Annotated in this window: 13 protein-coding genes; 5 read left to right on the top strand and 8 right to left on the bottom strand. The window is 46.3% G+C overall.

What is annotated here, in order from left to right; translation table 11 throughout:
• A complete protein-coding gene (locus BQ5453_RS12815; RefSeq protein WP_022102109.1) occupies positions 1–354 on the bottom strand; it encodes a 6-pyruvoyl trahydropterin synthase family protein in 354 nt (117 codons plus the stop codon).
• Positions 355–618: 264 nt separating this feature from the next.
• Between BQ5453_RS12815 and BQ5453_RS12810 the strand changes: the two genes are divergently transcribed.
• From BQ5453_RS12810 to BQ5453_RS12790, 5 genes are all read left to right on the top strand, one after another.
• The gene (locus BQ5453_RS12810; RefSeq protein ID WP_071123480.1) at positions 619–2,859 is read left to right on the top strand and encodes an aconitate hydratase; all 2,241 of its coding nucleotides are present in this window, start codon (positions 619–621) and stop codon (positions 2,857–2,859) included.
• Positions 2,860–3,000: 141 nt separating this feature from the next.
• Positions 3,001–4,182 carry an NADP-dependent isocitrate dehydrogenase gene (locus tag BQ5453_RS12805; protein WP_071123670.1) on the top strand — a complete coding sequence of 394 codons (1,182 nt, stop codon included), beginning with the start codon at positions 3,001–3,003 and terminating at the stop codon, positions 4,180–4,182.
• Between the two features lie 10 nt (positions 4,183–4,192).
• On the top strand, positions 4,193–5,548 hold the full coding sequence (locus tag BQ5453_RS12800; protein WP_071123669.1) for a citrate/2-methylcitrate synthase: 1,356 nt from the start codon (positions 4,193–4,195) through the stop codon (positions 5,546–5,548).
• A gap of 922 nt (positions 5,549–6,470) precedes the next feature.
• Positions 6,471–7,967, top strand: a complete 1,497-nt coding sequence (locus BQ5453_RS12795) for a leucine-rich repeat domain-containing protein (protein ID WP_071123479.1) — start codon at positions 6,471–6,473, stop codon at positions 7,965–7,967.
• Positions 7,968–7,996: 29 nt separating this feature from the next.
• Entirely contained in the window at positions 7,997–10,255 is a 2,259-nt protein-coding gene (locus BQ5453_RS12790; protein WP_071123478.1) for a M60 family metallopeptidase, read from the top strand.
• 494 nt (positions 10,256–10,749) lie between these two features.
• On the opposite strand, the gene BQ5453_RS12785 is transcribed toward BQ5453_RS12790, so the two are convergent.
• From BQ5453_RS12785 to proS, 7 genes are all read right to left on the bottom strand, one after another.
• Positions 10,750–11,952, bottom strand: a complete 1,203-nt coding sequence (locus BQ5453_RS12785; RefSeq protein ID WP_071123477.1) for an L-serine ammonia-lyase, iron-sulfur-dependent, subunit alpha — start codon at positions 11,950–11,952, stop codon at positions 10,750–10,752.
• A gap of 196 nt (positions 11,953–12,148) precedes the next feature.
• Positions 12,149–14,137, bottom strand: a complete 1,989-nt coding sequence (locus BQ5453_RS12780; protein ID WP_071123476.1) for a fructose-1,6-bisphosphatase — start codon at positions 14,135–14,137, stop codon at positions 12,149–12,151.
• A gap of 302 nt (positions 14,138–14,439) precedes the next feature.
• On the bottom strand, positions 14,440–15,330 hold the full coding sequence (gene dapA, locus BQ5453_RS12775) for a 4-hydroxy-tetrahydrodipicolinate synthase (protein WP_071123475.1): 891 nt from the start codon (positions 15,328–15,330) through the stop codon (positions 14,440–14,442).
• A 491-nt stretch (positions 15,331–15,821) separates the two neighbouring features.
• Positions 15,822–17,783: an OPT family oligopeptide transporter gene (locus BQ5453_RS12770; protein ID WP_071123474.1), complete on the bottom strand. Its 1,962-nt coding sequence runs from the start codon at positions 17,781–17,783 to the stop codon at positions 15,822–15,824.
• Between the two features lie 221 nt (positions 17,784–18,004).
• Positions 18,005–20,035, bottom strand: coding sequence for a M13 family metallopeptidase (locus tag BQ5453_RS12765; RefSeq protein WP_071123473.1), 2,031 nt, complete (start codon positions 20,033–20,035; stop codon positions 18,005–18,007).
• A 179-nt stretch (positions 20,036–20,214) separates the two neighbouring features.
• Positions 20,215–22,158: an ABC-F family ATP-binding cassette domain-containing protein gene (locus BQ5453_RS12760; protein WP_071123472.1), complete on the bottom strand. Its 1,944-nt coding sequence runs from the start codon at positions 22,156–22,158 to the stop codon at positions 20,215–20,217.
• A gap of 213 nt (positions 22,159–22,371) precedes the next feature.
• Entirely contained in the window at positions 22,372–23,856 is a 1,485-nt protein-coding gene (gene proS, locus BQ5453_RS12755; protein ID WP_022102124.1) for a proline--tRNA ligase, read from the bottom strand.
• Positions 23,857–23,867: the final 11 nt, after the last annotated feature.

Genomic DNA, 23,867 nt, shown 5'->3' with positions numbered 1-23,867 from the left:
TTAAAAAGGAGCCGATTCAAATCCTGGTTTAATGTAACATGCAACGTTTCCCTCTGATTCTTGAAACGTGACCTTATAGCATTTAGGCACCTCGTTGCAAATCCAGTGAGCCAAATTCTCAGCAGTAGGGTTAAAGTCAAAAAGGTTGTTGAGAAGTTGGTGGTCCATCTTTTCTTTAATTTGCCGTTTAACATGACTGAAGTCAATCACCATGCCATTCTCGTCAAGCGTCTCAGCACAACAATATATGGTGACAATGCCGTTATGTCCGTGCAGGTTTTGGCATTTACTCTCATATGTCAAGTGTAATTGGTGGGCAAAGGCTATTTCAATGCGCTTTGATATATAGTACATGATATTGGGAAGTATTTAATTCGGTATGCAAATTTACAAGAAAGCGTGTTATAATCAAAAACTGTGTGGGGCAATTAACGTATTCGCAAGGCTGTTTGGGCGTGCTTCAAACTTGTTAATTTGGAAGTTCAATGCGCTTTGATGATTATTTATGTAATAATTATAGCCGTTATACAAACAAAATGTTGTATCTTTGCCCATGTGACGCGCCGAATGTAAGCGTGTTTGTGAATAATGATACAAAGTGACTAAACAAATCAATCTATGACATACGACATCAACATGATCAAAGACTTCTATGCTTCATACGCACAGAAGGTAAATATGATACGTTCAAAAGTTGGCCGTCCGCTAACTTATGCCGAAAAGGTGCTTTTCTCGCATGCAAGTTCCGACGTGGACGATTATGATTATAGTCGCGGCACAGATTATGCGACCTTTCAGCCTAACAGAGTGTGCATGCAAGATGCTACGGCACAGATGGCCATACTTCAATTCATGAATGCGGGCCGGGCGCAAACTGTAGTGCCAAGCACCGTTCATTGCGATCATTTGATACAAGCCTATAAGGGGAGTGAAGTCGATTTGCCGGCAGCTCGCAAGGTAAACAGTGAGGTGTACAACTTTTTGCAGTCGGCGGCCAAGCGCTATGGTATGGGCTTTTGGGGGCCTGGTGCTGGCATCATACATCAGGTGGTACTTGAAAACTATGCATTCCCTGGCGGTATGATGGTTGGAACCGACTCACACACGCCCAATGCCGGTGGACTTGGCATGGCTGCCATTGGAGTGGGCGGTGCTGATGCTGTAGATGTGATGGTAGGCACGCCATGGGAGTTGAAAGTCCCTCGACTGATAGGTGTAAAGTTGACAGGCAAACTCTCTGGTTGGACATCGCCAAAGGATGTTATCTTATATCTGGCTGGTAAACTCACCACAAAGGGCGCGACCAATGCCATTATAGAATACTTTGGTCCTGGAGCGGCCACAATTCCCGCCACGGGCAAGGCCACCATTTGCAATATGGGGGCCGAGGTTGGTGCAACTACTTCAATGTTTGCTTATGATGCGCAAATGGCTGCTTACCTCAAGTGTACAGGACGTGCAGACGTGGCCGAATTGGCTGATGAAGTGGCAATGGACTTGCGTGCAGATGCAGAGGTGGAGGCAAATCCCGAACAGTACTACGACCAGTGCATTACTATAAATCTTGACGAATTGACACCTTACGTTAATGGGCCGTTTACCCCCGATGCGGCTTGCCAAGTGTCGGAAATGGCTGCCAAGGTAAAGAATGAAAATTTGCCTCGACAGGTAGATGTGTGCTTGATTGGTTCATGCACCAATTCTTCGTATCAGGATATGGCACGTGCGGCATCGGTTGTCAAGTCCATGCTCGCAGCTGGGCACGCCTTGAAGTCGCAGCTTATAGTGTGTCCAGGTTCAGAACTCGTGCGCACTACAGCAGAGCGTGATGGCATTCTTGATGTGTTCGTCAAGGCTGGTGCCACCATTATGACAAACGCCTGCGGTCCTTGTATTGGCCAATGGAAACGTGAAAATCCACATCCTGAGCGCCCAAACAGCATTGTTACCAGTTTTAATCGCAATTTCGCTAAGCGTGCCGATGGTAATCCCAATACATACGCGTTTGTGGCCTCGCCCGAAACGGCCGTAGGATATGCCTTTACGGGTGATTTGACGAAACATCCCTCTTTCATGCCCGAGCTAAATTGCTGCATGCCGCAAGGTGAGGCCTTGCCTGCTAATGGCTATGCCTCAGATGCAGCGTGCGTGCAGGCTATTAAACCCGCATACAACATACAGCCCGATGCGTCAGTTGAGGTTGAAATTAAACCTGACAGCGAACGTTTGCAGCGCTTGCAGCCATTTGCTGCTTGGAATGGCGAAGACTTCCAACAGTTACCATTGCTGATAAAGGTAAAGGGCAAATGCACTACCGACCACATATCAATGGCAGGCCCTTGGTTGCGCTACCGTGGTCATTTGCAGAATATTTCGCGCAACATGTTGCTTGGTGCTGTCAATGCTTTTACCGGCGAGACCGGCTGTGTGAAAGATTTGACAACGGGGCAGGACAGTGAAGTGTGGCAGGCTGCAGCACATTACCGCGACGCAAAAGGTGGCAGCGTAATCGTGGCTGAGGATAATTATGGCGAAGGTTCAAGCCGTGAGCATGCCGCCATGGAGCCACGCTATCTTGGCGTTAAGGTCGTGTTGGTAAAGAGTTTTGCCCGTATACACGAAACAAATCTCAAGAAACAAGGCGTATTGGCACTGACTTTTGCCAATCCTGCCGATTATGAAAAGGTTAAAGAGGGTGATGCGTTCACAGTGAAATGCAGCTCGTTGGCAGTGGGCAAACAAGTGCAAATAGACATACATCATGCCAATGGAGGAACCGACACCATTTGGGCAAATCACACCTATAACAATTTGCAAATAGCATGGTTCAAGGCCGGTTCGGCTCTGGCGGCCTCGTAATAACCCATGATGTTTTTCAGCACGAACAATCGTAATCGGACGGTTCTGTAAGACACAGTCCATGCTGCTTGCTCTACTCACGTTGTTGGTGTCTGAATTTGAAAAGGATAAGAATTACGTCTCATATAATAATTGAACAAAATGACTGACAACAAAATACAGGTTACATCTGATGGTATGCTTACAGTGCCAGCCCATGTGACCATACCATTTATAACAGGTGATGGTATTGGTGCCGAAATAACTCCGGCCATGCAACAGGTTATAGATAAAGCTGTACAAGTGGCTTATGGTGCAGAAAGAAGCATTGTTTGGAAAGAGGTGCAGGCAGGGCAGCACGCCTTTGATACGTTAGGCACTTATCTGCCCGACGACACACTGAAGGACTTCGCCGATTATCATATCGGCATAAAGGGCCCTCTTACCACCCCCGTAGGTGGCGGCATACGTTCGCTTAATGTGGCCATGCGCCAGGGGCTTGACCTCTATGTATGTCTGCGTCCGGTGCGGTGGTTTAAGGGCATTGAATCGCCGGTGAAACACCCCGAAAAGGTCAACATGGTTGTATTCCGTGAAAATACTGAGGACATCTATGCTGGCATAGAGTGGAAGGCTTGTTCGCGTGAGGCGCGTCTTTTTTACGAATTCCTTCACGATGAAATGGGCGTTACCAAGGTGCGTTTTCCCGAGACTTCGGCGTTTGGCGTAAAGCCTGTTTCTATTGAGGGTTCCAAACGTCTTGTCAAGGCTGCTTGCCAGTATGCACAGAGCCAAGGCTCCAATCATGTCACATTGGTACATAAGGGCAATATCATGAAGTTTACCGAGGGTGGTTTCAAAAATTGGGGCTACGAAGTGAACGACGAATGCTTTGGCGGCAATGTGCGCATGGACGACTGCATCTGCGATGCTTTCTTGCAAAACGCGTTGCTCAAGCCCGAAGCCTACGATGTGATAGCCACCATGAATTTGAATGGTGACTACGTTTCAGACATGTTGGCCGCACAGGTTGGCGGCATAGGCATTTCGCCGGGTGCCAATATTAATTATGAGCAGGGTAGGGCAGTGTTCGAGGCCACTCATGGCACAGCTCCCGACCTTGCGGGCACCAATCAGGCCAATCCTTGCTCGTTGATACTTTCGGGCGTGATGATGCTTGAGCATCTGGGTTGGACCGAGGCTGCAAAATTGGTGACTGTCGCGCTCGAAACGCTCTTTGGTGATGGTTATGCTACTGCCGATTTGGCACGTTTTATGGATAATGGCAAACCTCTCGGCACAAAGGCATTTGCAGATGCACTGTGTGATGTAATAACCAAATAATCAATTGGCTATGACAATAAATAAGAAAGAAGAATACCTCATATATAAATTGGCTGACAACATGAAGGGGTGCGTCAAAATTGATGCAGACCTTTTCCGTAAACTCGACGTAAAGCGTGGCTTGCGTAATGAAGATGGCACAGGCGTACTTGTCGGATTAACCAATATTGGTAATGTGGTGGGTTACGAGCGTACTGCAGATGGCTTGCGCCCAATCGAGGGTAAACTCTACTTCAGAGGCTATGAGGTGTCAGACCTTGTGCACGCTGTGTTGCGCGAGCAGCGTTTTGGATATGAAGAGATAGCCTATCTGCTCTTGTCGGGGCGTTTGCCTGACAGCGAAGAGCTGGAGCAGTTCCGCCACCTCTTGGTAGATAACATGTCATTGATGTCAAAAACTACTTTGAACATTGTAGAGCTTGAAGGCAATGACATAATGAACATATTGGCCCGTAGTGTGCTCGAATTGTACACCTACGATGCCAATCCTGATGACATTTCGCGCGAAAATCTCATGCGTCAGAGTGTCGAGCTTATTTCAAAGTTCCCTACTATAATAGCCTATGCATATAATATGTTGCGACATAAGGCTCTCGGGCGTTCGCTGCATATTCGCCATCCCAAGGAAGGCTTCTCGTTGGCAGAGAACTTCCTGTACATGTTGTTGGGCAATCATTATACACCGCTTGATGCACGTACGCTCGACCTGCTCTTGATATTGCAGGCAGAACATGGTGGTGGTAACAACTCTACATTTACGGTGCGCGTCACCTCCTCAACGTGTACTGACACCTACTCATCAATAGCCGCAGGCATAGGTTCGCTCAAAGGCCCTAAACATGGTGGAGCCAATATTCGGGTTCACCACATGATAGAGCATCTCAAGCAAAACATCAGGCATTGGGACGACGAAGCCGAAATAAGCCGCTATCTGCACAAAATAGTCAAGAAAGAAGCCTACGACTGTACCGGTTTGATTTATGGCATAGGTCATGCCGTGTACACCCTTTCCGACCCGCGCGCAGTACTGCTCAAAGAGATGGCGCGCAAACTGGCTGAGGAAAAGGGCCGCATGGAAGAGTTTGAGTTCATGGAGCGCATTGAGAAATTGGCTGTTGAGGCTGTTTACGACATAAAAGGTACAGCCAAGAAACTTTGTGCTAATGTCGATTTTTATTCAGGCTTTGTGTACGACCTGATAGGATTGCCCATCGAAATTTATACCCCGCTTTTTGCCATGGCTCGTATAGTGGGTTGGTGTGCACACCGTAATGAGGAACTCGGCTTTGTTGGTCGCCGCATTATTCGTCCTGCATATCGTTGCGTGGCCGATATCCGCGACTACGTGCCAGTGGGCGAAAGGTAGGTGTGTTCAACTATTAAGATGTTTTTTACTGTTTTGTCTGCACTCTGCACGTTGTGTGTAAAAGTGATTGATAATCAATGACTAAATGCGTGTAGACAAGTCTGGTTTTTATATGCACTGCCGTCTGCACTCGTTGTAGGCGGCAGTGCTTTTTTACGTCATAGGGGGAGCGTATGGCGAATGTAGGGAGAGCGGTTTTTCTGTCCCTCCGACAACTTTTACGCCCTCCCTATGTCGTTATGCCGTAGCGGTATGGGTGTGTGCTGCATCTGTGCGGACGAAGCTGTGCAGATAGTGTAGAGAGTGCAGACAAAAGTGTAGAGTGCAAACGGTAGTGCATATAAAAAACGGGCTTATATGCACTGCGTAAGTTATTGAAAATCAATGAGAGTGTAGATAAAAGTGCAGAGTGTAGACAGTTTGTGCAAAAAGTGCTGTGTGGGAGGTGTGTGGCCTCATTGTTATGGTTAGGGGGTACTGCAACTTGCTCGTTTGGCTAATTGTCTGCTTGCCGATTAACTTCTGTCGTTTGTGCTACCTTTTCATGGTTTGTATTCGTTAATGTAAAAATTATGGCTTCAAATATGAATATGAGGTAGGCAACTTTGAATGGGGCTATATTGCGTGTAGCTTATTTTTGTAAGGTGAAAAAGTTTGCTTTGTTTTGCAAGGTGCTTGTTACATAAGTTATGCTAATATTAGGTAGCGATGTGCGTTTTTTGAGCACAATTCGATATATTTAACTCGCAATATTTCAAAAGAAAGGGCAAATATTTGTGTACTTAAATACTTTTCTGCAACTTTGCTGATGAATCTGACATTACACGAATTGTGCGCTGTCGTTTGTGGCTTCTTTATTCGTTAAACGGGGAGCAAATACGGCGGTGCATGGAACAGACATCTACAAACATTTATACTTTCTATGAAAAAAAACAAACTCTTTGTTTCTTTGCTGGCAGCAGGTATGCTGGCCATTTCGCCTGCCATGGCAGACGATGTGGTAAAACTTACTACCAGCAAGACAGCAGGCGAGACTGTTTCACTGCAGATAAACAATGCAGATGGTGTGACAGTTGATTGGGGTACAGGTACACCCGTTGCTGTTGAAAATACAGGGACGACTGGTTTGACCCTCACTGGCACTTTGGGAGGTTCAACCATTACCATTAAGAGCCCTGCAAAGTTACAAACTCTTATTTGCGACAATTTGGGCTTGACGGCAATCGACCTGTCTGCAGCTCCCAATTTGCGCTCTCTTTACTGCCAGAACAATGCATTGACAACACTCGATCTCGGTGGTTGCAAACTGCTTGCCGACTTGAATTGTGCAAACAATAAGTTGTCTTCAATCAGTCTTGCCGCAACACCTGTGCTCGAAACAGTTAACTTGTCGGGCAATGATTTGACTGGCACGTTTACTTACAAGAGCAGTACTTTGCAGCACTTGAACATCAGTGGTAATGCTTACACTGGAGTTAACCTCAACTCCAACACCAACCTCGATGTGTTGAAGTGTGCCGAAACATCTGTAAAGTCTGTGGCTACTACTTCAAATGCCATCTCTGTTATCATGTGTGGCAATAGTGCGGTAAGTTCGATGACAATCAATGGTACAATGCCTTCATTGCGCGACGTGTTTGCCGAGAACAACAAATTGTCAAAGTTGAATGTGGAAAATGCAGACAATCTTGATTATCTGGCCGTTGAGAACAACCAGCTCAAGACTGTAAACTTGCCCAGCACAAACTTTTACGCTTACACTTGCGACAATAACAAACTTTCGTTCAATTCGTTGCCGAAGGACGGACAGGTTAAGTACTTGTCTTATGCTAATCAGCAGAGCGACATCGACATTACGAGCAAGTTGAAGCGCGTGCGTAACGACAAGGGCGAGTGGGTTTATTATTTGCTTACTTGTGAAAAAGCTTCTGATTACAACACACTCAAGCTCCCCTATGTGCTTAATATTCAGGAGTTGGTAGAAGATAACTCAGCAAGCTATACTTACAAGTCGGTTGACGAAAATGGCGAAGTGAGCGACATAGCCAAGTCTGATATGTACATGAAGATTGCAGCTCTCTATAAGGGCCTTGTGGCATTCAAAAAGCCTTTCAGAGAGGTGTACGTTGAGTTTACAAATTCTGATTACCCTGACTTGAAGCAGCAGACAACTCACTTTGTTGTGGCTAACAGTGAAGATGAAGTGCTCACAGGTATAAACAATGTGACTACTGTTGCCAATGGTCTTGATATTAAGGCGGGTAGCGGTGTGCTCACTCTCACTGCTTCGCGTCCTCAGAGCGTAAAGGTTTACAACACGGCTGGTCAGTTGATGTGGCAGGGTACAGTTGAAGGTACTCAGGACATTCAGCTTGTAACAGGTGTATACCTTGTAAATGGTACTAAAGTAATCCTTTAATACAATTCACTAAATAAATTGACAATTAAATGAACTACATACAACAAATTTTTGCTTGTGCTGCATTGGCTTTCGCTGGTACTGCTTATCAGCCAGCTATGGCACAGGTCAAGTTGTCAAGCGATGCTTATCCCGTCATTGTAGCTCCTCATAGCCAGTCTATCAGCTATCTTGAACGTACGCTTTGCTATGACATAACAAGCAATGTGGACTACACAGTGGCAACTGATGCTGACTGGTTGTCGGTGCGTAAGGCTGCCGATGGCTCGGTTTATATTCATGTTGCATATAACGAAAGTAACTTTAAGCGCGTTGGCCGTGTCACGTTTGTTAATGAGGAGAAGGGGTTGAAAGAAACTCTTACTATCACTCAAAGCAAAAATGAGGGTGCCGCCGAAATTCCGTCAGACGATATCTTTGCTCTCTTTACGGATCAGTCGCTTTCTACTTTGAAAGAAGGTGTGACCCAGGACATGATTAACTCAAAAATTAGCAATGAGTATTATCGTGGATTGGCTACAAAGATTCTGAATAACACATACGATGAAACTTGCCGCGTGCAGACTTACACTGCCAAGTTGAATCCAACAGTTCAGTCTGCTCTCTGGAATGCGCCAGGTAAATTGTATGACCAACGCCAGGGTGTTACAGGTATCAATATCACTAAAGGTAAGCAGGTTGTAGCTGTGTCAGGTTTGCCCGACGGACAGACTGTGCCCATAACTATTACCGCTTGGTATGTTGGTAAGGATGGTGGCAACTTTGATGGTGGTAACCCGCAAAGTTTTACTTACAATGTAAAGAATGGTCTTAACACCATTGATTACACTTACGACTATGACGGTTTGGCTTATGTATGCTATTATGCTGATGCCAACCCTGAATTGCAGCCGGCTATCAAGGTACACTTTATCGATGGCCAAATCAATGGCTATTTGAGCCCGGACAAGACTAATGAGGAAATGTATGAACTCACGGGCAAGGCTGTCAATGTTTGTATGGACGTGCTCGGCAAGAAGGTTCACTCGGTATGGACATCAAAGGGCTTGCACGACTACTGCCGTGCTACAAAGAAAGACCCGAAGGACAACAAGGAGGAACGCGTGCTTGGTTACCGCCAGTATATGAATGTGCTCGACTCGCTCATTCAGTGGGAGCACGATTTGCTCGGCTTTACCAAGTATAACAGCCTGCCCGACAACCGTACGATGGCTTATACCAACTACACCTACTATATGTTCCAGGGTGGTTTCGGTGTGTCGTTCCATCATAATCAGGAACCACGTGTGCTCGATTGCAATACGCTTGTTTACAATGACGATGACGCCATTTGGGGCCTTTCTCACGAGTGGGGACATCAGCACCAAATGCACCCTTACTTCTGTTGGGGTGGTATGGGCGAAGTTACTAACAACATGAACTCGTACTACAATATAATGAAGATGGGTTATCACTCATCAGAAAAAATCAACAATTGGGTACCTGCTCGCAGACATTTCGTAGATGCTGATTACACTGATATTGAAACAGCTACAAGTGGGCAAAGGGGGTCGCGTTACAGCGGAAAGCGTCATCTTGCATATGAGAAGAGAAGCGCTCAGCCTAACGCAGCTTTGCGCGCTTTCTGCGAGACGATGAAGGACTCTGTCGTTGCTGATTATTCAAAGACTCCTGGTAGGGCTCTTCATAATGTAGAGGTTGGAGTAGGCGAAGTCCTTTGTCCTTTCATCATGCTTTACAATTACTTCACTACGCACGGCAAACCTGACTTTGCACCAGATTGGTATGAAGCACTTCGCCAGACTGACAATGAGAATGGTTCGGTAGTTGAAAAGCAGGATGGTCTTGACAAGTACGAAGCACTTGCTTCTGTCCAGAACAGTAATAAGAATGGTAAATATGCGGTGTTTGCAGCCAAGTATCCTAATAGTTGTTGGATAACGAAGGGTTACATTACAGCGAGCAGTAATCCTAAACAAAACACCATGCCTTTCGTTCTCAACTACATTCGCAAGGTGTCTCGTATTTCAGGCTATAACCTCTTACCGTATTTTGAACGTTGGGGCTTTGTCCGTACAATTGCTCTCTATATTGGTGACTATGGTGACTACTTCAGCGTATTTACTCCTGAAATGTACGAAGAATTCAAGAATGATATGGACGCACTTGTTGCTGACGGAACGCTTAAGGCTATGCCCGAAGGCATGGTAGAGGACATTTCAAACTCTCCCGACCTTTACAATTCGGGTTACAAGAATTTCGGTACAACTCCAGAATTCCCCAACTAAGTTAGCGCTTAACTTTGTAGAATAAATTAAGGCTGTATGCATTACAAATTGCATACAGCCTTTTTTTAGATTATTGCTTCTATATAACAAAGTTCAAATATCATCTTTGTTATTATCTCAACTTGTTTGCCATTCTGGCAAAGGGAACTATCCGGTAAAAGTCTAAAGCACATTGTAATGCTTTTGCCCTTTCAGGTAGGGTGTTCAAAATCGGCATCAAAGGCGCGACCGTTTTTGTTGCATTTTAAGTTGCCTGAAACGCGCTGCAAAAAAACGCAAGCACTAATGGGGGCGACGCGTCTCGCGTCGGGATAATTAAAAGGAAAGATGCAAGCTATATACTAAATAATAGCTGAATCTTTTCCCGACGCGAGACGCGTCGCCCCCATTAGTGCTTGCGTTTGGTGTTTGAGTCCGTTCGCATGTTTACGTTTTACTGGACTGCAATATTTTAGATGTGTATCAATTTGTGATGTGCGAATAGGGTAGAGTGACTATTCCTTGTGAAATTCCTTTGCTAAGCCGCCTTCAGATGTTTCGCGGTAGAGCGATGGCAAGTCGTGTCCAGTCTGTTTCATTACTTCGACAGTCTTGTCGTATTGTATACGATGCGTGCCGTCTGACAGGTTGGCGTAGACATTAGCGTCCAGCGCGCGTGCTGCTGCATGGGCGTTGCGTTCTATACAGGGTATTTGCACAAGGCCGCAAACGGGGTCGCACGTCATACCAAGGTGGTGCTCAAGTCCCATCTCTGCCGCATATTCAATGGTAGCCAGCGAACCGCCAAACAGGTAGTTTGCTGCGGCAGCAGCCATGGCACATGCTACGCCCACTTCGGCTTGGCAGCCAGCTTCGGCTCCCGAAATGGAACCACGGCTTTTGGCAATGTTGCCAATGATACCAGCTGTGCCTAATGCGTGAAGTATGCGCTTTTCGCTGAAGTTGCGCGTCTTGTACAGATGATACAATACGGCTGGTACAACACCACTTGCACCACAGGTGGGGGCGGTCACAATGGTGCCGCCTGAGGCATTTTCTTCACTCACTGCCAGCGCATAGGCAAACACTAAAGCGCGTGATTGTAAATTGCTGGGGTAGCCCAAGGCTCGAATATAGTAGTCGGGTGCTTTGCGGTGTAACTTGAGTGCACCGGGCAATACACCCTCGTGTTCAAGACCGCGCTCTACGGCTTCGCACATGGTGTGCCATACCCTTTCAAGGTAGTCCCATATTTCAGAACCTTCGCATTGTGTGACATATCCCCAGTATGATACGCCGCGTTCATGACACCATTGTTGTATGTCAGACAGGTGGTCGAGTTCATATACGTCGGGGGTGTCGGTTTGTTGTTGGCCTTCTTCGACAAGTGCTCCGCCACCGACACTGTACACAGTCCATGGGTCGACAAAGTCACCTGAGTGTGCTTTGGCTTCAAACTTCATGCCATTGGGGTGGAATGGTAGTACAATATCGGCATGCCATAGTAGTTCGGTGCGGTTCTCTCCGAGTACTTGCAGTATGGCATAATCGGTAAGGTGCCCTTTGCCCGTTGCAGCCAGGCTTCCGTATAGCGTGACGCGAAATCCCAGGGCTTCGGGGTGGCGTTTTAAGTATGCTTCGGCTGCGGAGCGTGGTCCGATGGTATGTGATGATGATGGACCGATACCTATGCGATATAATTCTTTAAGCGATTTCATATAGTAGCGGATATAGTGTGCGTTTATACTATGTTGGTTGAATGATTTATCAGACGTTTATTGGCAAAACCTCAGGTCGGTTCGTCAGTTTAATAGGCTGTCTGATATGAGATGTGCGTGTTTGTTGTCTTTTTAAGCAAGTGTTCAAAATTAATTTTGAACACCTGCTTATCATGCCAACCATAAGCCAATGGGTTTACATTTCCTTGATAAATCCACGGCGATAGGCTACGAGCAGCTTTTCAAGATCAGCAATTTGCTCACGCAATTCGGCGCCCTTGTCAGTGTCGTTTACCATGGCGCGGTGTCCCATCATTTCAACAATTTGTGTGGTAGAGCGAATGTCTGTACCATTGAGAATGGCCTCTTCGGTAGATGTGAAAGGGGCGTGTTGTACGAGTTGGAACCCGCGTGAGTGATAAACCAATGTGTATCCGGCAATGCCTGTGGTGTTGTGGTATGCTTTGGCAAATCCTCCGTCAATCACCATGAGCTTGCCATCTGCTTTAATGGGGTTTTCGCCATTTGATGCGCGTACTGGCACGTGTCCGTTGATGATGTGGCGGTGTTTGCCGGTTACACCAAAGGCGTCCATCAAGTGATCGCATATTTCAGGTTTTTCGCGCAGTGTGTAATACCAGCCTTTTGGCTCTTTGTGCGTTTCCTTATCAGCAATGAAATAGCGCTCGAAGGTTGTCATTTTAGCTTTGTCGAAGAGGGGTGAATCTGGGCCGCACCATAGATACCAGAAATAGTCGCACGCCTGGTTGCGCTCCTGACTGTCGGCTTCTTCGTCGTATGCTGTGCGCACCAGTTGTTCCACGCGTTCCATCAGGTCGCGTCCGGCAACATTTTGCCCTTCCACGCTTACCTCTTTGAGTGTGCCGTCCTCATTCATTGGTACAGAGGCATGAAACAGCAGGTTCGAGTTGTATATGCCATACATGCCGCCATGCAGTAGCAGCTGTTGTACATGTGTTTGCAGACGGTCTGAAATTAAGAACGAGTGTTGCAGTTTGTCAATCAATTCTTGCTCCTCGGGCGTGAGGTCATAGGGGTGCTCGGGATTGATGGTTGGGAAGTTGCAGTCGGTAATGGGGTAGGTTACGCCTTCAATTGTGCAAGTTCCTTTTTGCGTATCAATAGTCTCAAGCAATCGTCGGTCATTCATGTTCCATTCGGGGTGCTTTTGATACAGTTGCCCTTCGAGCTTGAATTGAATGATGGCGATAGCCTTGTGCATTTGGGCTATGAGTTTGCAGGTTTTTTCGTTAGGGCGTCGTGAGGGGTCCTCTATTTTGGGGTGGAATATGCTGCAAGGGTCGTTGGCATAAGTTTCCATGGCAAATGTGGCCATAGGCACCATATTGATGCCATAGCCTTCCTCAAGCGTCTGTGTGTTGGCATAACGGAATGACAAACGCAGTACGCTGGCTATGCACGTTTTGTTGCCAGCTGCTGCTCCCATCCACAGAATGTCGTGGTTGCCCCATTGAATGTCCCAATGATGGTATTTGCTCAAAGTGTCCATTACCAGGTGGGCTCCAGGTCCTCTGTCGAAGATGTCGCCAAGAATGTGTAATTGGTCAATGGCCAGACGCTGTATGAGTTCGCAGATTGCTTTAACAAAGCCGGCGGCTCGTCCGGTGCCGATGATTGTTTGTATGATGACGCCTACGTAAGCCTGCTTGTTGCGGTCGTCGCTGCTTTCGTGTAGCAATTCCTCAATAATATAGGCAAACTCAGGGGGCAGACTTTTACGTACCTTTGAACGGGTGTACTTTGATGATACATTCCGGCATACTGCTATCAATTGGTTAAGAGTTGTTTGGTAGTAGTCAGAAAGGTCTGTATCATTTTGTTTTACTAATTCGAGCTTTTGCTTGGGATAGTAAATGAGTGTGCAAAGGTCACGTATTTCTTTTTCGCGCAGTGTGTTGCCAAATATTTCCTTTACTTTGCGTTTGATGTTGCCCGAGGCATTGCGTAGTACGTGCTGAAACGCCTCGTACTCTCCGTGCAAATCGGCCAGAAAATGCTCGGTAGGTTTGGGCAGATGTAGTATGGCCTCCAGATTTATTATTTCTGTAGTAACTTGCGAGATCGTGGGAAAATCTCTTGCAAGGAGCTTGAGGTATCTCAGGTCTCCATTTATGCTACGGTTTGATATTGTAGGTTTCGGCATAATGAATTGTTTTTAATGCCTCAAAGTTAGCATAATGAAGTTAGAGAGCAAAACGAATGGGCGTTTTGTTTTGGTAGACGAGCGTTGATGTGTGCGTTTTCTTTGTTGCACGCGGTTATTAAGCTTATGGGTGGCTCTAAAAATTTTGTTTTTAGCGTTCTGCAAATCTGAAATGTGATTTGCACTTCCGAGAGAGCGCAAATCCTTATTTCAGCCCATTTTTGCGCAATACAAAAAAGGAGGATTGCGCATGTTGAATGGCATTCCTCCTGTATGAATATCGGGTTGTTAGCTATATGTCCTTATCCTTGAAATTTGCATACGAAGTCTTCGAGAGCTTCGTAGGTTTGCTTGCGTGCGGGTACAATGGGCAAGCGTAGAATGTTGGCAGCCTTTTTTTGAACAGCTAACAATGATTTGATGCCGGCAGGGTTGCCGTCGGCAGAAAGTAATTTGTATGCTGCGCTAAAGCTTCGGTGTAGTTTCAAAGCCGTGGTGTAGTCTGCTTGAATGGCGCTGTGTACCATGCAGCCAAACTCTTTGGGGTAGGCGTTGCCAATAACAGATATGACTCCTTTGGCTCCGATGGTGAGCAGTTCGAAAGTGATGGCATCGTCGCCGCTCAGAACTTCAAAGCCCTTGGGGGCGTTCTCCACGATGTCTTCGATTTGTCCGATTTTGCCAGAAGCTTCTTTGATAGCAACCACGTTGGGGCATTCGTTGGCAATGCGCAAAGTTGTGGCTGCTTCGATGTTCACACCAGTGCGTCCAGGTACATTGTAGAGTACAACGGGCACGGGGCTGTTCTTTGCCACGGTAACGAAGTGTTGGTAGAGTCCCTCTTGTGATGGCTTGTTGTAGAAGGGCGCTACAATCAGAACGCCTTCAAATCCGCTCAAATCTTCGTTTTTCAAGTATTCTACAACATTGGCGGTGCAGTTGCCGCCAGCGCCCAAGAGCAGTGGAACTCTGTTGTTGTTTACTTTGAGCACACAATCCATGACGGCACGTTTCTCTTTGGCTGTAAGACATGGTGTTTCGGCAGTTGTGCCTAACACGCATAGAAAGTCTATGCCATTTTCGATTTGATCGTTTGTGAGTTTTTCCAAACTTGTAAAATCGATACTTCCGTCTTCATTAAAAGGCGTGACAAGTGCAATGCCAAGTCCTCTAAAAGGATTTACTCTTTCCATGTTATATGTGAGATGTGTTTTGTCAATTGTAATGTGCCGGCTACTTATGTGCCGGATTATCTTAAATGTAAGTAATGCAAAGATAGTGTAAAGCGTGCATAATGCAAAGTGATGTGGTGAACTTTTTGTCATGTTATTAAGAAAACTGCATGACTGGTGGCATTATATCAGTATTTGTTGGGTGGATAAACACAATGCTGGCAGCATTACTGTTGTGATGTAATACTGCCAGCAGGTGTTGGTATGTTGGCTACTTGTCTGTAAAACTTTAAGTAGGTGTTCAAAATTATTTTTACATTGAAAGTGCATTATCGGGGCGCAGATGTTCCCTTCAGGTGAGGGTTTCTGTCCCCCGATAACGGGGGAACCGAAGGGGGTCATAGCGGGCTATGTGACCGAGGCTAAAGGGGACAGATGCGTCTCGAGAATGTGCTTTCAATGTGAAAATGGCACCTACTGATTGTATAAAATAATTTTGAACACCTACTTATTTATGCCTTCATCGAAGCTTTTGTCAAGTAGATGATTAGGGCTATGTAGGCAATGAGCGATACAATTTGTGATATGGGTGCGTTGATGTATGCTGTGTTGGCAAAGTTAAGTCCGCCAAATTGCATGCCGGCGCTGACGACTCCCATTAGTGCGCCACCAGCAATGAAGCCTGAGGCAAGGAGTGTGCCCTTTTCGTTGCGGCGTTGATTGAGTGAAACGTCGGTAGAGCGTGTATTGACGTACCAGTTGATCAGACCTCCGACAATGAGTGGCAAGTTAAGTTGAAGCGGAATGAACATGCCTAAAGCAAAAGCCAATGCTGATATGCCGCAAAGTGTGAGCACGATGGAGATGATTGCACCGATGCCATAGAGCAGCCATGGTGCTCCTTGGCCGCTCATGAGTGGCTCGATGACGGCCGCCATGGCACGTGCTTGTGGGGCTGCCATCACGTCAGAATTATCTGGTGTAAAGCCATAGGCTTTGTTCAATATCATGATGACACCTCCCACAGTGGCTGCTGATACCAAAATACCAAGGAACTTGAAGGTTTCTTGTTTTTTGGGGGTGGCACCAAGCCAATAGCCAATTTTGAGGTCGGTGATGAAAGCACCTGCAGATGAAAGTGCAGTGCATACCACACCGCCCATGATGAGTGCTGCGACCATGCCACCTGTACCTTTCAAGCCTACAACAACCATGATGATGGAAGAGAGTATGAGTGTCATCAGTGTCATGCCGCTGACGGGGTTTGACCCAACAATGGCAATGGCGTTTGCTGCGACTGTGGTGAAGAGGAATGCGATAATTGCTACAATCAAAATGCCTACTATGGTGAACAAGAGATTGCCTCCCATTACGTCAAAGTAGAAGAAAAGTGCTGTGACAATGATGGTGAGCAATGAACCGATAGCAATGATCTTCATTGAAATGTCGCGTTGTGTACGCTCGACATGCTTCTCAACGTTTCCACTTTTGAATATCTGTCCAACTAAGCCAAATGCACTTTTGATTACGCCCCAGCTTTTTATAACACCAATGATGCCAGCCATGGCAATGCCGCCAATGCCAATGCTTTTGGCATAACTAAAAAGTTGCTCGGGTGATGCGCTGGCTGCTACTACACCATCGGCAATGGTCATGTCGGGGAAAATGAGGGCTATGCCTGGCACAATAACCCACCATACGGCAATGGAGCCAAAACAGATGATTGCGGCATATTTGAGTCCTACGATATATCCCATGCCCAACAGTGCTGCGCTGGTATTGATGCTGAATACGAATTTGGCCTTATCGGCAATGGTCGTTCCCAATTCGCAGCAGCGAGAAGTGAAATTCTCGTTCCATGCACCAAAGGCTGCTACTGCAAAGTCGAACAAACCGCCTACGATACCGGCTACGAGCAAGGGCTTGGCTTGTGAACCGCTGCGTTCGCCCGATATAAGGACTTGGGTTGAAGCTGTGGCTTCGGGAAAGGGGTATTTGCCGTGCATATCCTTTACAAAATACTTGCGGAAGGGTATCAAGAACAAAATGCCTAAAATACCACCGAGTACTGACGACAGAAATACCTGTAGGAAGTTGACGGTGAGTTCGGGATACTTGTGCTGCAAGATGTATAGTGCAGGCAGGGTGAATATGGCACCGGCCACAATCATGCCCGAACAAGCACCGATACTTTGGATAATGATGTTCTCGCCAAGTGGGTCCTTGCGGTGTGTGGCACCGCTAACGCCCACGGCGATGATGGTGATAGGAATGGCAGCCTCGAAAACCTGTCCAACTTTAAGGCCTAAGTATGCTGTGGCAGCAGAGAATATTACGGCCATGAGCAGTCCCCACACAATAGACCATGGAGTTACCTCGCGGTATTGCTTGTTGGGCTTCATGAGAGGTTCGTATTCTTCGCCCTCTTTTAGTGGGCGGAATGCGTTGTCGGGAAGTGATACTTCTTCTTTCATGTGTTATGGTTGTGATATGGTGTTACTATTGGGTGGTTCTAAAAATTCTGTTTTTAGAGTTCTAATTATTTTGAAATGTGATTTGCACGTTGTCAGAAGTGTATATTTGAAAGTTTGTTCGGTCACATAGCCTGTTATGCTCCTTCGTAAACTTTCAAAAATACATTTCCGATAGCGCACAAATCCCTATTTCAGAATTATTAGAATCACCCTATTGTGTTTTACCACACGTCCACGCGCTTCTTCTTGGGAATGAACATGGGGTCCTTTGATGTGATGTTGAACGCTTTGTACCATGCGTCAATGTGGGGCAGTGCGCCATTTACGCGCCAACGTGCAGGTGCGTGAGGATCGGTTTTGACCAGTTGACGCAGCATGGCTTCGCGTGTATTGTTAGCCCAAATCAAGCCATAGCTCAAGAAGAAGCGTTGGTTAGGGGTAAAGCCATCTTTTGTGTCAAGAGGGTGCTGCTGCATGGCATTTTGCAGTGCTTGATAGGCTATATTCAAACCGCCGTGGTCGGCAGTGTTCTCGCCCAAGGTGAGCTTGCCATTGGCATTGAGGTCGGGCAGAACTTTTATATTGTCAAAGAAGTCGCTCATGACTTTAGTACGCTTCTCAAATTCTGCTTTATCCTTAGGTGTCCACCAGTTCTTGAGATTGCCATCTTTGTCAAATTGTGCGCCTTGGTCGTCAAATCCGTGTGTCATTTCGTGTCCTATAACCACACCGATTGCGCCATAGTTGCAGGCGTCGTCGGCCTCAGCGTTGAAAAAGGGTGGTTGCAGTATGCCTGCGGGGAAACAAATTTCGTTTGTCGTCGGATTATAATAAGCATTGATGGTCTGCGGTGTCATCAGCCACTCGGTACGGTCGGTAGGCTTGTTTACATGTTTGTCAATATAGTAGTTGCTCATAAATTGTGTGGCGCGTACCATATTGTCGTAGTAGCTCAGCGACTCGTCAATGTTGAGTTTGGAATAGTCCATCCACTCATCAGGATAGCCTATCTTTACGTAGAAACTGTTAAGTTTTTCGTGGGCTTCCTTCTTAGTTTCTGTGCTCATCCACTTTTGTTGGTCAATACGTTGTCCGAGAGCTGTTTGCAGGTTCTTTACCAGTTCAACCATGCGCTGTTTAGATGATTCAGGGAAATACTTTTCAACGTACAAGCGGCCAACAGCCATGCCAAGTGCGCCTTCGACAGCACCTACGGCACGCTTCCATCGCGGTTTGTCTTGTTCTGCACCGGCCATCGTACGATTGTAGAAGTTGAAACTCTCTTGGCGGAAACGGTCGCTCAGTGAACTGCTTGCATCGTCAACGATTTTGTAGTAAAGGTAGGCTTTTAGTTCGTCTATACTGCATTCTTGCAGGATCTTTTCAACCTCATGTATGGGCTCAGGTTGGTTGACGGAAATGTCGTTGAAGGCTGGTACACCGTTAAGCAAGAATAGTGTGCTCCAATCAATGCCAGAAAAGTCTGAGAGAAGTTTCTGGTACGACATTTTGTGATAGTTCCCCTCCACATCGCGTTGCTTTGTGGCACTATATGATGCGGAAGCTATGCGTGTTTCGATTTTTAATACAGCCTCCATCGCTTTATCTGCCTTATCGGGCGTCATGCCCGTCATGACAAACAGATTCTTGACATAGGTGCGGTAGGCTTCGCGAATTTTTTTTGTAGGTTCGTCATTTTCGAGATAGTAGTCGCGTTCACCCATAGAAATGCCGCCTTGATTGATTTGCATCAAATTCCATTTGGCGTCTTTCAGATCAGCGTCGCAACCAAAACTAAAGAAGTTTGATATGCCATGTGACTGTAACTTGGCCATTTCGTATTGCACATCTTTGCGGGAATTGATACTTTGCACTTCGTCAAGCAGGGCTTTTATTGGGGCGTAGTCCTCTTTGTTGCGGCGTACGCTGTCCATAGCCAAACGGTAAAGCGATCCTATTTTTTGCTCTAAAGAGCCTTGCTTGTGTTGCTTGGCTGCCATTTCTTCAATAAGCCCGCGCAGTTGCTTGCGGTTGTTTTCGGCCAAAGCATCAAATTGTGCGTAGCGCGAATATTCAGGTGTGAGCGGGTGGGCGGCAGTCCAACCACCAGTTGCGTATTGGTAGAAGTCTGTGCCGGGCTTGGCATTCAGGTCCATGTTGGCCTTGTCTATGCCAGATGAAAGTTTGTCTTGCTGAGCCCATGCTGATGTGGCTGCAAAAGCAAATACTGGTAAAATGTATTTTATATTCATTGGTAAGGATTGTTTTTATCAGTGTAATGTGTCTTTGGGTGAGAAAGGTGGCGTTGCTATGGATAGGTCTTTATGTGGTTGATGTCTTTTACTCGTAGTCAAATAACAATAATCTCTCGTCCAAGTATATAACATAGGGACTTTGTTTTGTTATTATGCTTACTTGAACTTCTGCGTTTTTACTCTCCCAAAGCTTCCATAGCCTTTTCCCATGCATCTTCTGCCTGAGACAGGTCTTGTTGTATTTGGCCATATTGGCTAAAAAGTGCAGTGTCGGCGGCACCTTCAGGAGTGGCAAGCTTGGCTTCGAGTGCAGCTTTTTCGCTCTCTAAACGAGAGACTTCGGTTTCGCAGCGTTCAACCTCTTTTTCAAGTTTGCGGCGGGTCTTGGCTTGTTCCTTTCGCTCTTCATATGAAAGTTTACCCTCTGACATCTGTGGTTGGGTGCTATTGGAATATGCGGAATTTGTTGTGTTTGCAGAAGGTGACCCTGTTGCATGCAGTTCGTCAAGCGACTCCATCTCTTTCTTCTGTAGAAAGTCATAGATGCCGCCAATGTGCTCTCGTACTTGTCCACCTCCAAATTCGTAGACTTTGCTGACAAGTCCGTCAAGGAAATCTCGGTCGTGGCTTACTACTATTACGGTGCCATCGAAGGATAATATGGCCTCCTTGAGAACGTCCTTTGTGCGCATGTCAAGGTGGTTGGTCGGTTCGTCAAGAATAAGAAAGTTGACGGGCTCAAGCAATAGTTTAATCATGGCAAGACGTGAACGCTCGCCGCCAGAGAGCACTTTGACCTTCTTATCCGAGGCTTCGCCGCCAAACATAAATGCGCCAAGTATGTCGCGAATTTTAAGACGAATGTCTCCTTTGGCTACACGGTCTATTGTGTCAAATACCGTGCATTCGCCATCGAGTAACTGTGCCTGGTTCTGTGCGTAATAGCCAATCTCAACATTATGTCCGAGTTTGAGCGTGCCAGTATAGGGTATTTCGCCCATGATACATTTGACAAGGGTTGATTTACCCTCGCCATTTTTGCCGACGAAAGCGACTTTCTCTCCTCGTTTGATGGTGAGATTAACGTTGTGAAATACGCAATGTTCTCCGTAGCTTTTCTCGACTTCGTCACATATTACAGGATAGTCGCCAGAGCGTGAACAAGGCGGAAACTTGAGATGCAGACATGAGTTGTCGACTTCGTCTACTTCTATGGGGGCAATCTTTTCGAGTTGCTTGATACGGCTTTGTACCTGTACTGCCTTGGTAGGTTTGTAGCGGAAACGCTCAATAAAGTCCTTTATGTCTGCTATTTCCTTTTGTTGATTTTCGTATGCTCTGAGTTGCTGTTCGCGACGCTCAGCTCTGAGTTTCATAAACTCATCGTATTTAACCTTGTAGTCGGTTATTTTGCCGCATGATATTTCAAGTGTACGATTGGTCACATTATTGATAAAGGCACGGTCGTGGCTGACAAGGACAACGGCACTTGCTGAGTGGGCAAGGAATTTCTCAAGCCAGCGGATACTCTCAATATCAAGGTGGTTGGTGGGCTCATCAAGGAGTAAAATATCGGGACGTCGTAGCAATAATTTAGCCAATTCAATACGCATTCGCCAACCGCCTGAGAACTCTTTAGTGGGACGGTCGAAGTCCGAAGTAGAAAATCCAAGTCCTTGAAGTGTGCGTTCAAGTTCGGCGTGGTAATTCATGCCTCCCATCATTTGGAAACGCTCGCTTTCATGCGTAAAGCGATCTACTAAGGCCATATAGTCAGCACTCTCGTAGTCGGTACGCTCAGCCAGTTGGTTGTTGAGCCGATCAATGTTTTCTTGCATCTCGCTGATGTGCTCAAAGGCTTTCTCTGCTTCTTGCATGACGGTGTGCTCATCACTCAGCACCATAACTTGTGGCAGGTAACCAATGGAGATATCGTTTTGCACAGAGACCGTTCCAGAGGTGGGCTCTTGGTGTCCTGAAAGTATTTTTAGTAGTGTGGATTTTCCTGCACCATTTTTACCGACTAAAGCAATGCGGTCTTTCTTGTTAATGACAAAGGATACGTCAGAAAATAGGGGGCGTGCGCTGAATTCAACTGAAAGGTGTTCTACTGAAAGCATGATAATGTGCTAATGTGACGTTTGTTGCGTTTGCGGATATTGCAAGAATTTGCAACAATCTCAAATATATAACAACGGATATGCAGAGGCGCTAATAATCAAATGCGTAATTGAATTTGTACTTTATGCTATGATGGAGGTATTCCTCATAAAGTATTCCAATCTGCACATCTGCATAGCTGCACATCTGCATATCCGTGAGTATGGTGTTTATTAGTAGCTGCGTGCCACAATAACTTTACAAGTGGCAGGTTTTCCGCTTACCATGTCGGTGCCAGGGTTGCTTTGGTCGATGCCGAAAGGTACGCAACGTATTGTTGCTTGGGTATCAGCTTTGATCTTGGCTTCGGTTTCGGCCGTGCCGTCCCAAGGACAGAGGAAGAAACCTCCATTCTTAATGCGTTGTTTGAATTCGTCGTAATTGTTACACTCAAAGGTGTTTTCTTCGAGACGTTTTTTTGCTTTGTCAAAGATGTTTTGCTGAATATCCTCAAGCAATTGCTTAACATAGTCTTCAATGCCATCGAAAGAGCGTGTCTCCTTTTCGAGCGTGTCGCGTCTCATCACTTCAATTGTGCCATTTTCAAGGTCGCGTCCGCCCATGACAAGGCGTACGGGGACTCCCTTGAGTTCATAATCAGCAAATTTGAAGCCCGGACGTTTATTGTCGGCATTATCGTATTTGACACGAATACCCATTTTACGCAGACGCTTGGCAAGTTCTCCCAACTTTTCGTTGAACTTAGCCAATTCGTCATCTCCCTTATATATAGGAACTATAACAACCTGGATAGGAGCGAGGTGGGGGGGGAGCACGAGTCCATTGTCGTCAGAGTGTGTCATGATAAGTGCACCCATCAAGCGTGTGCTTACACCCCATGATGTAGCCCATGCATATTCCATTTTGTTCTCTTTGTTGACAAACTGTACATTGAAAGCTTTGCCGAAGTTCTGACCCAAGAAGTGACTCGTGCCGCTTTGCAAGGCTTTGCCGTCTTGCATCATTGCTTCAATAGTGTATGTGTCGAGCGCACCAGCAAAGCGTTCTGTAGCACTTTTTACACCTCGCACAACAGGTACAGCCATAATTTCCTCGGCGAAGTCGGCATAAACGTGAAGCATTTGTTGAGCACGTGCTTCAGCCTCCTCCTTAGTGGCATGAGCGGTGTGGCCTTCTTGCCAGAGGAACTCAGATGTTCTGAGGAAAAGACGGGTGCGCATTTCCCATCGCATAACATTGCACCACTGGTTGCAGCAGAGGGGCAGGTCACGCCAAGAGTGTATCCACTTGCGATAGGTGTTCCAGATAGTTGTTTCAGATGTTGGGCGAATGATTAATTCTTCTTCAAGCTTTGCTGCGGGGTCTACTACCACGCCATCGCCTTCGGGATCAGCTTTCAGACGGTAGTGTGTTACTACTGCACATTCTTTAGCAAAACCCTCAACGTGTTCAGCTTCCTTTGAAAGGAAACTTTTGGGGATAAGCATTGGAAAGTAAACATTCTGCACGCCAGTCTCTTTGAAACGTGCATCAAGTTCTTGTTGTATCTTTTCCCAAATGGCATAGCCGTAGGGTTTGATGATCATGCAACCACGAACATCAGATTGTTCGGCCAGGTCGGCTTTTACCACGAGTTCGTTGTACCAGCGAGAATAGTCGACGCTGCGTTTTGTCAAATCTTTTAATTCTTTTGCCATAGCGTATGTTA

This window comes from Prevotellamassilia timonensis, assembly GCF_900106785.1.
GTDB lineage: Bacteria > Bacteroidota > Bacteroidia > Bacteroidales > Bacteroidaceae > Alloprevotella > Alloprevotella timonensis.
This window is presented reverse-complemented; position numbering and strand designations above follow the sequence as displayed.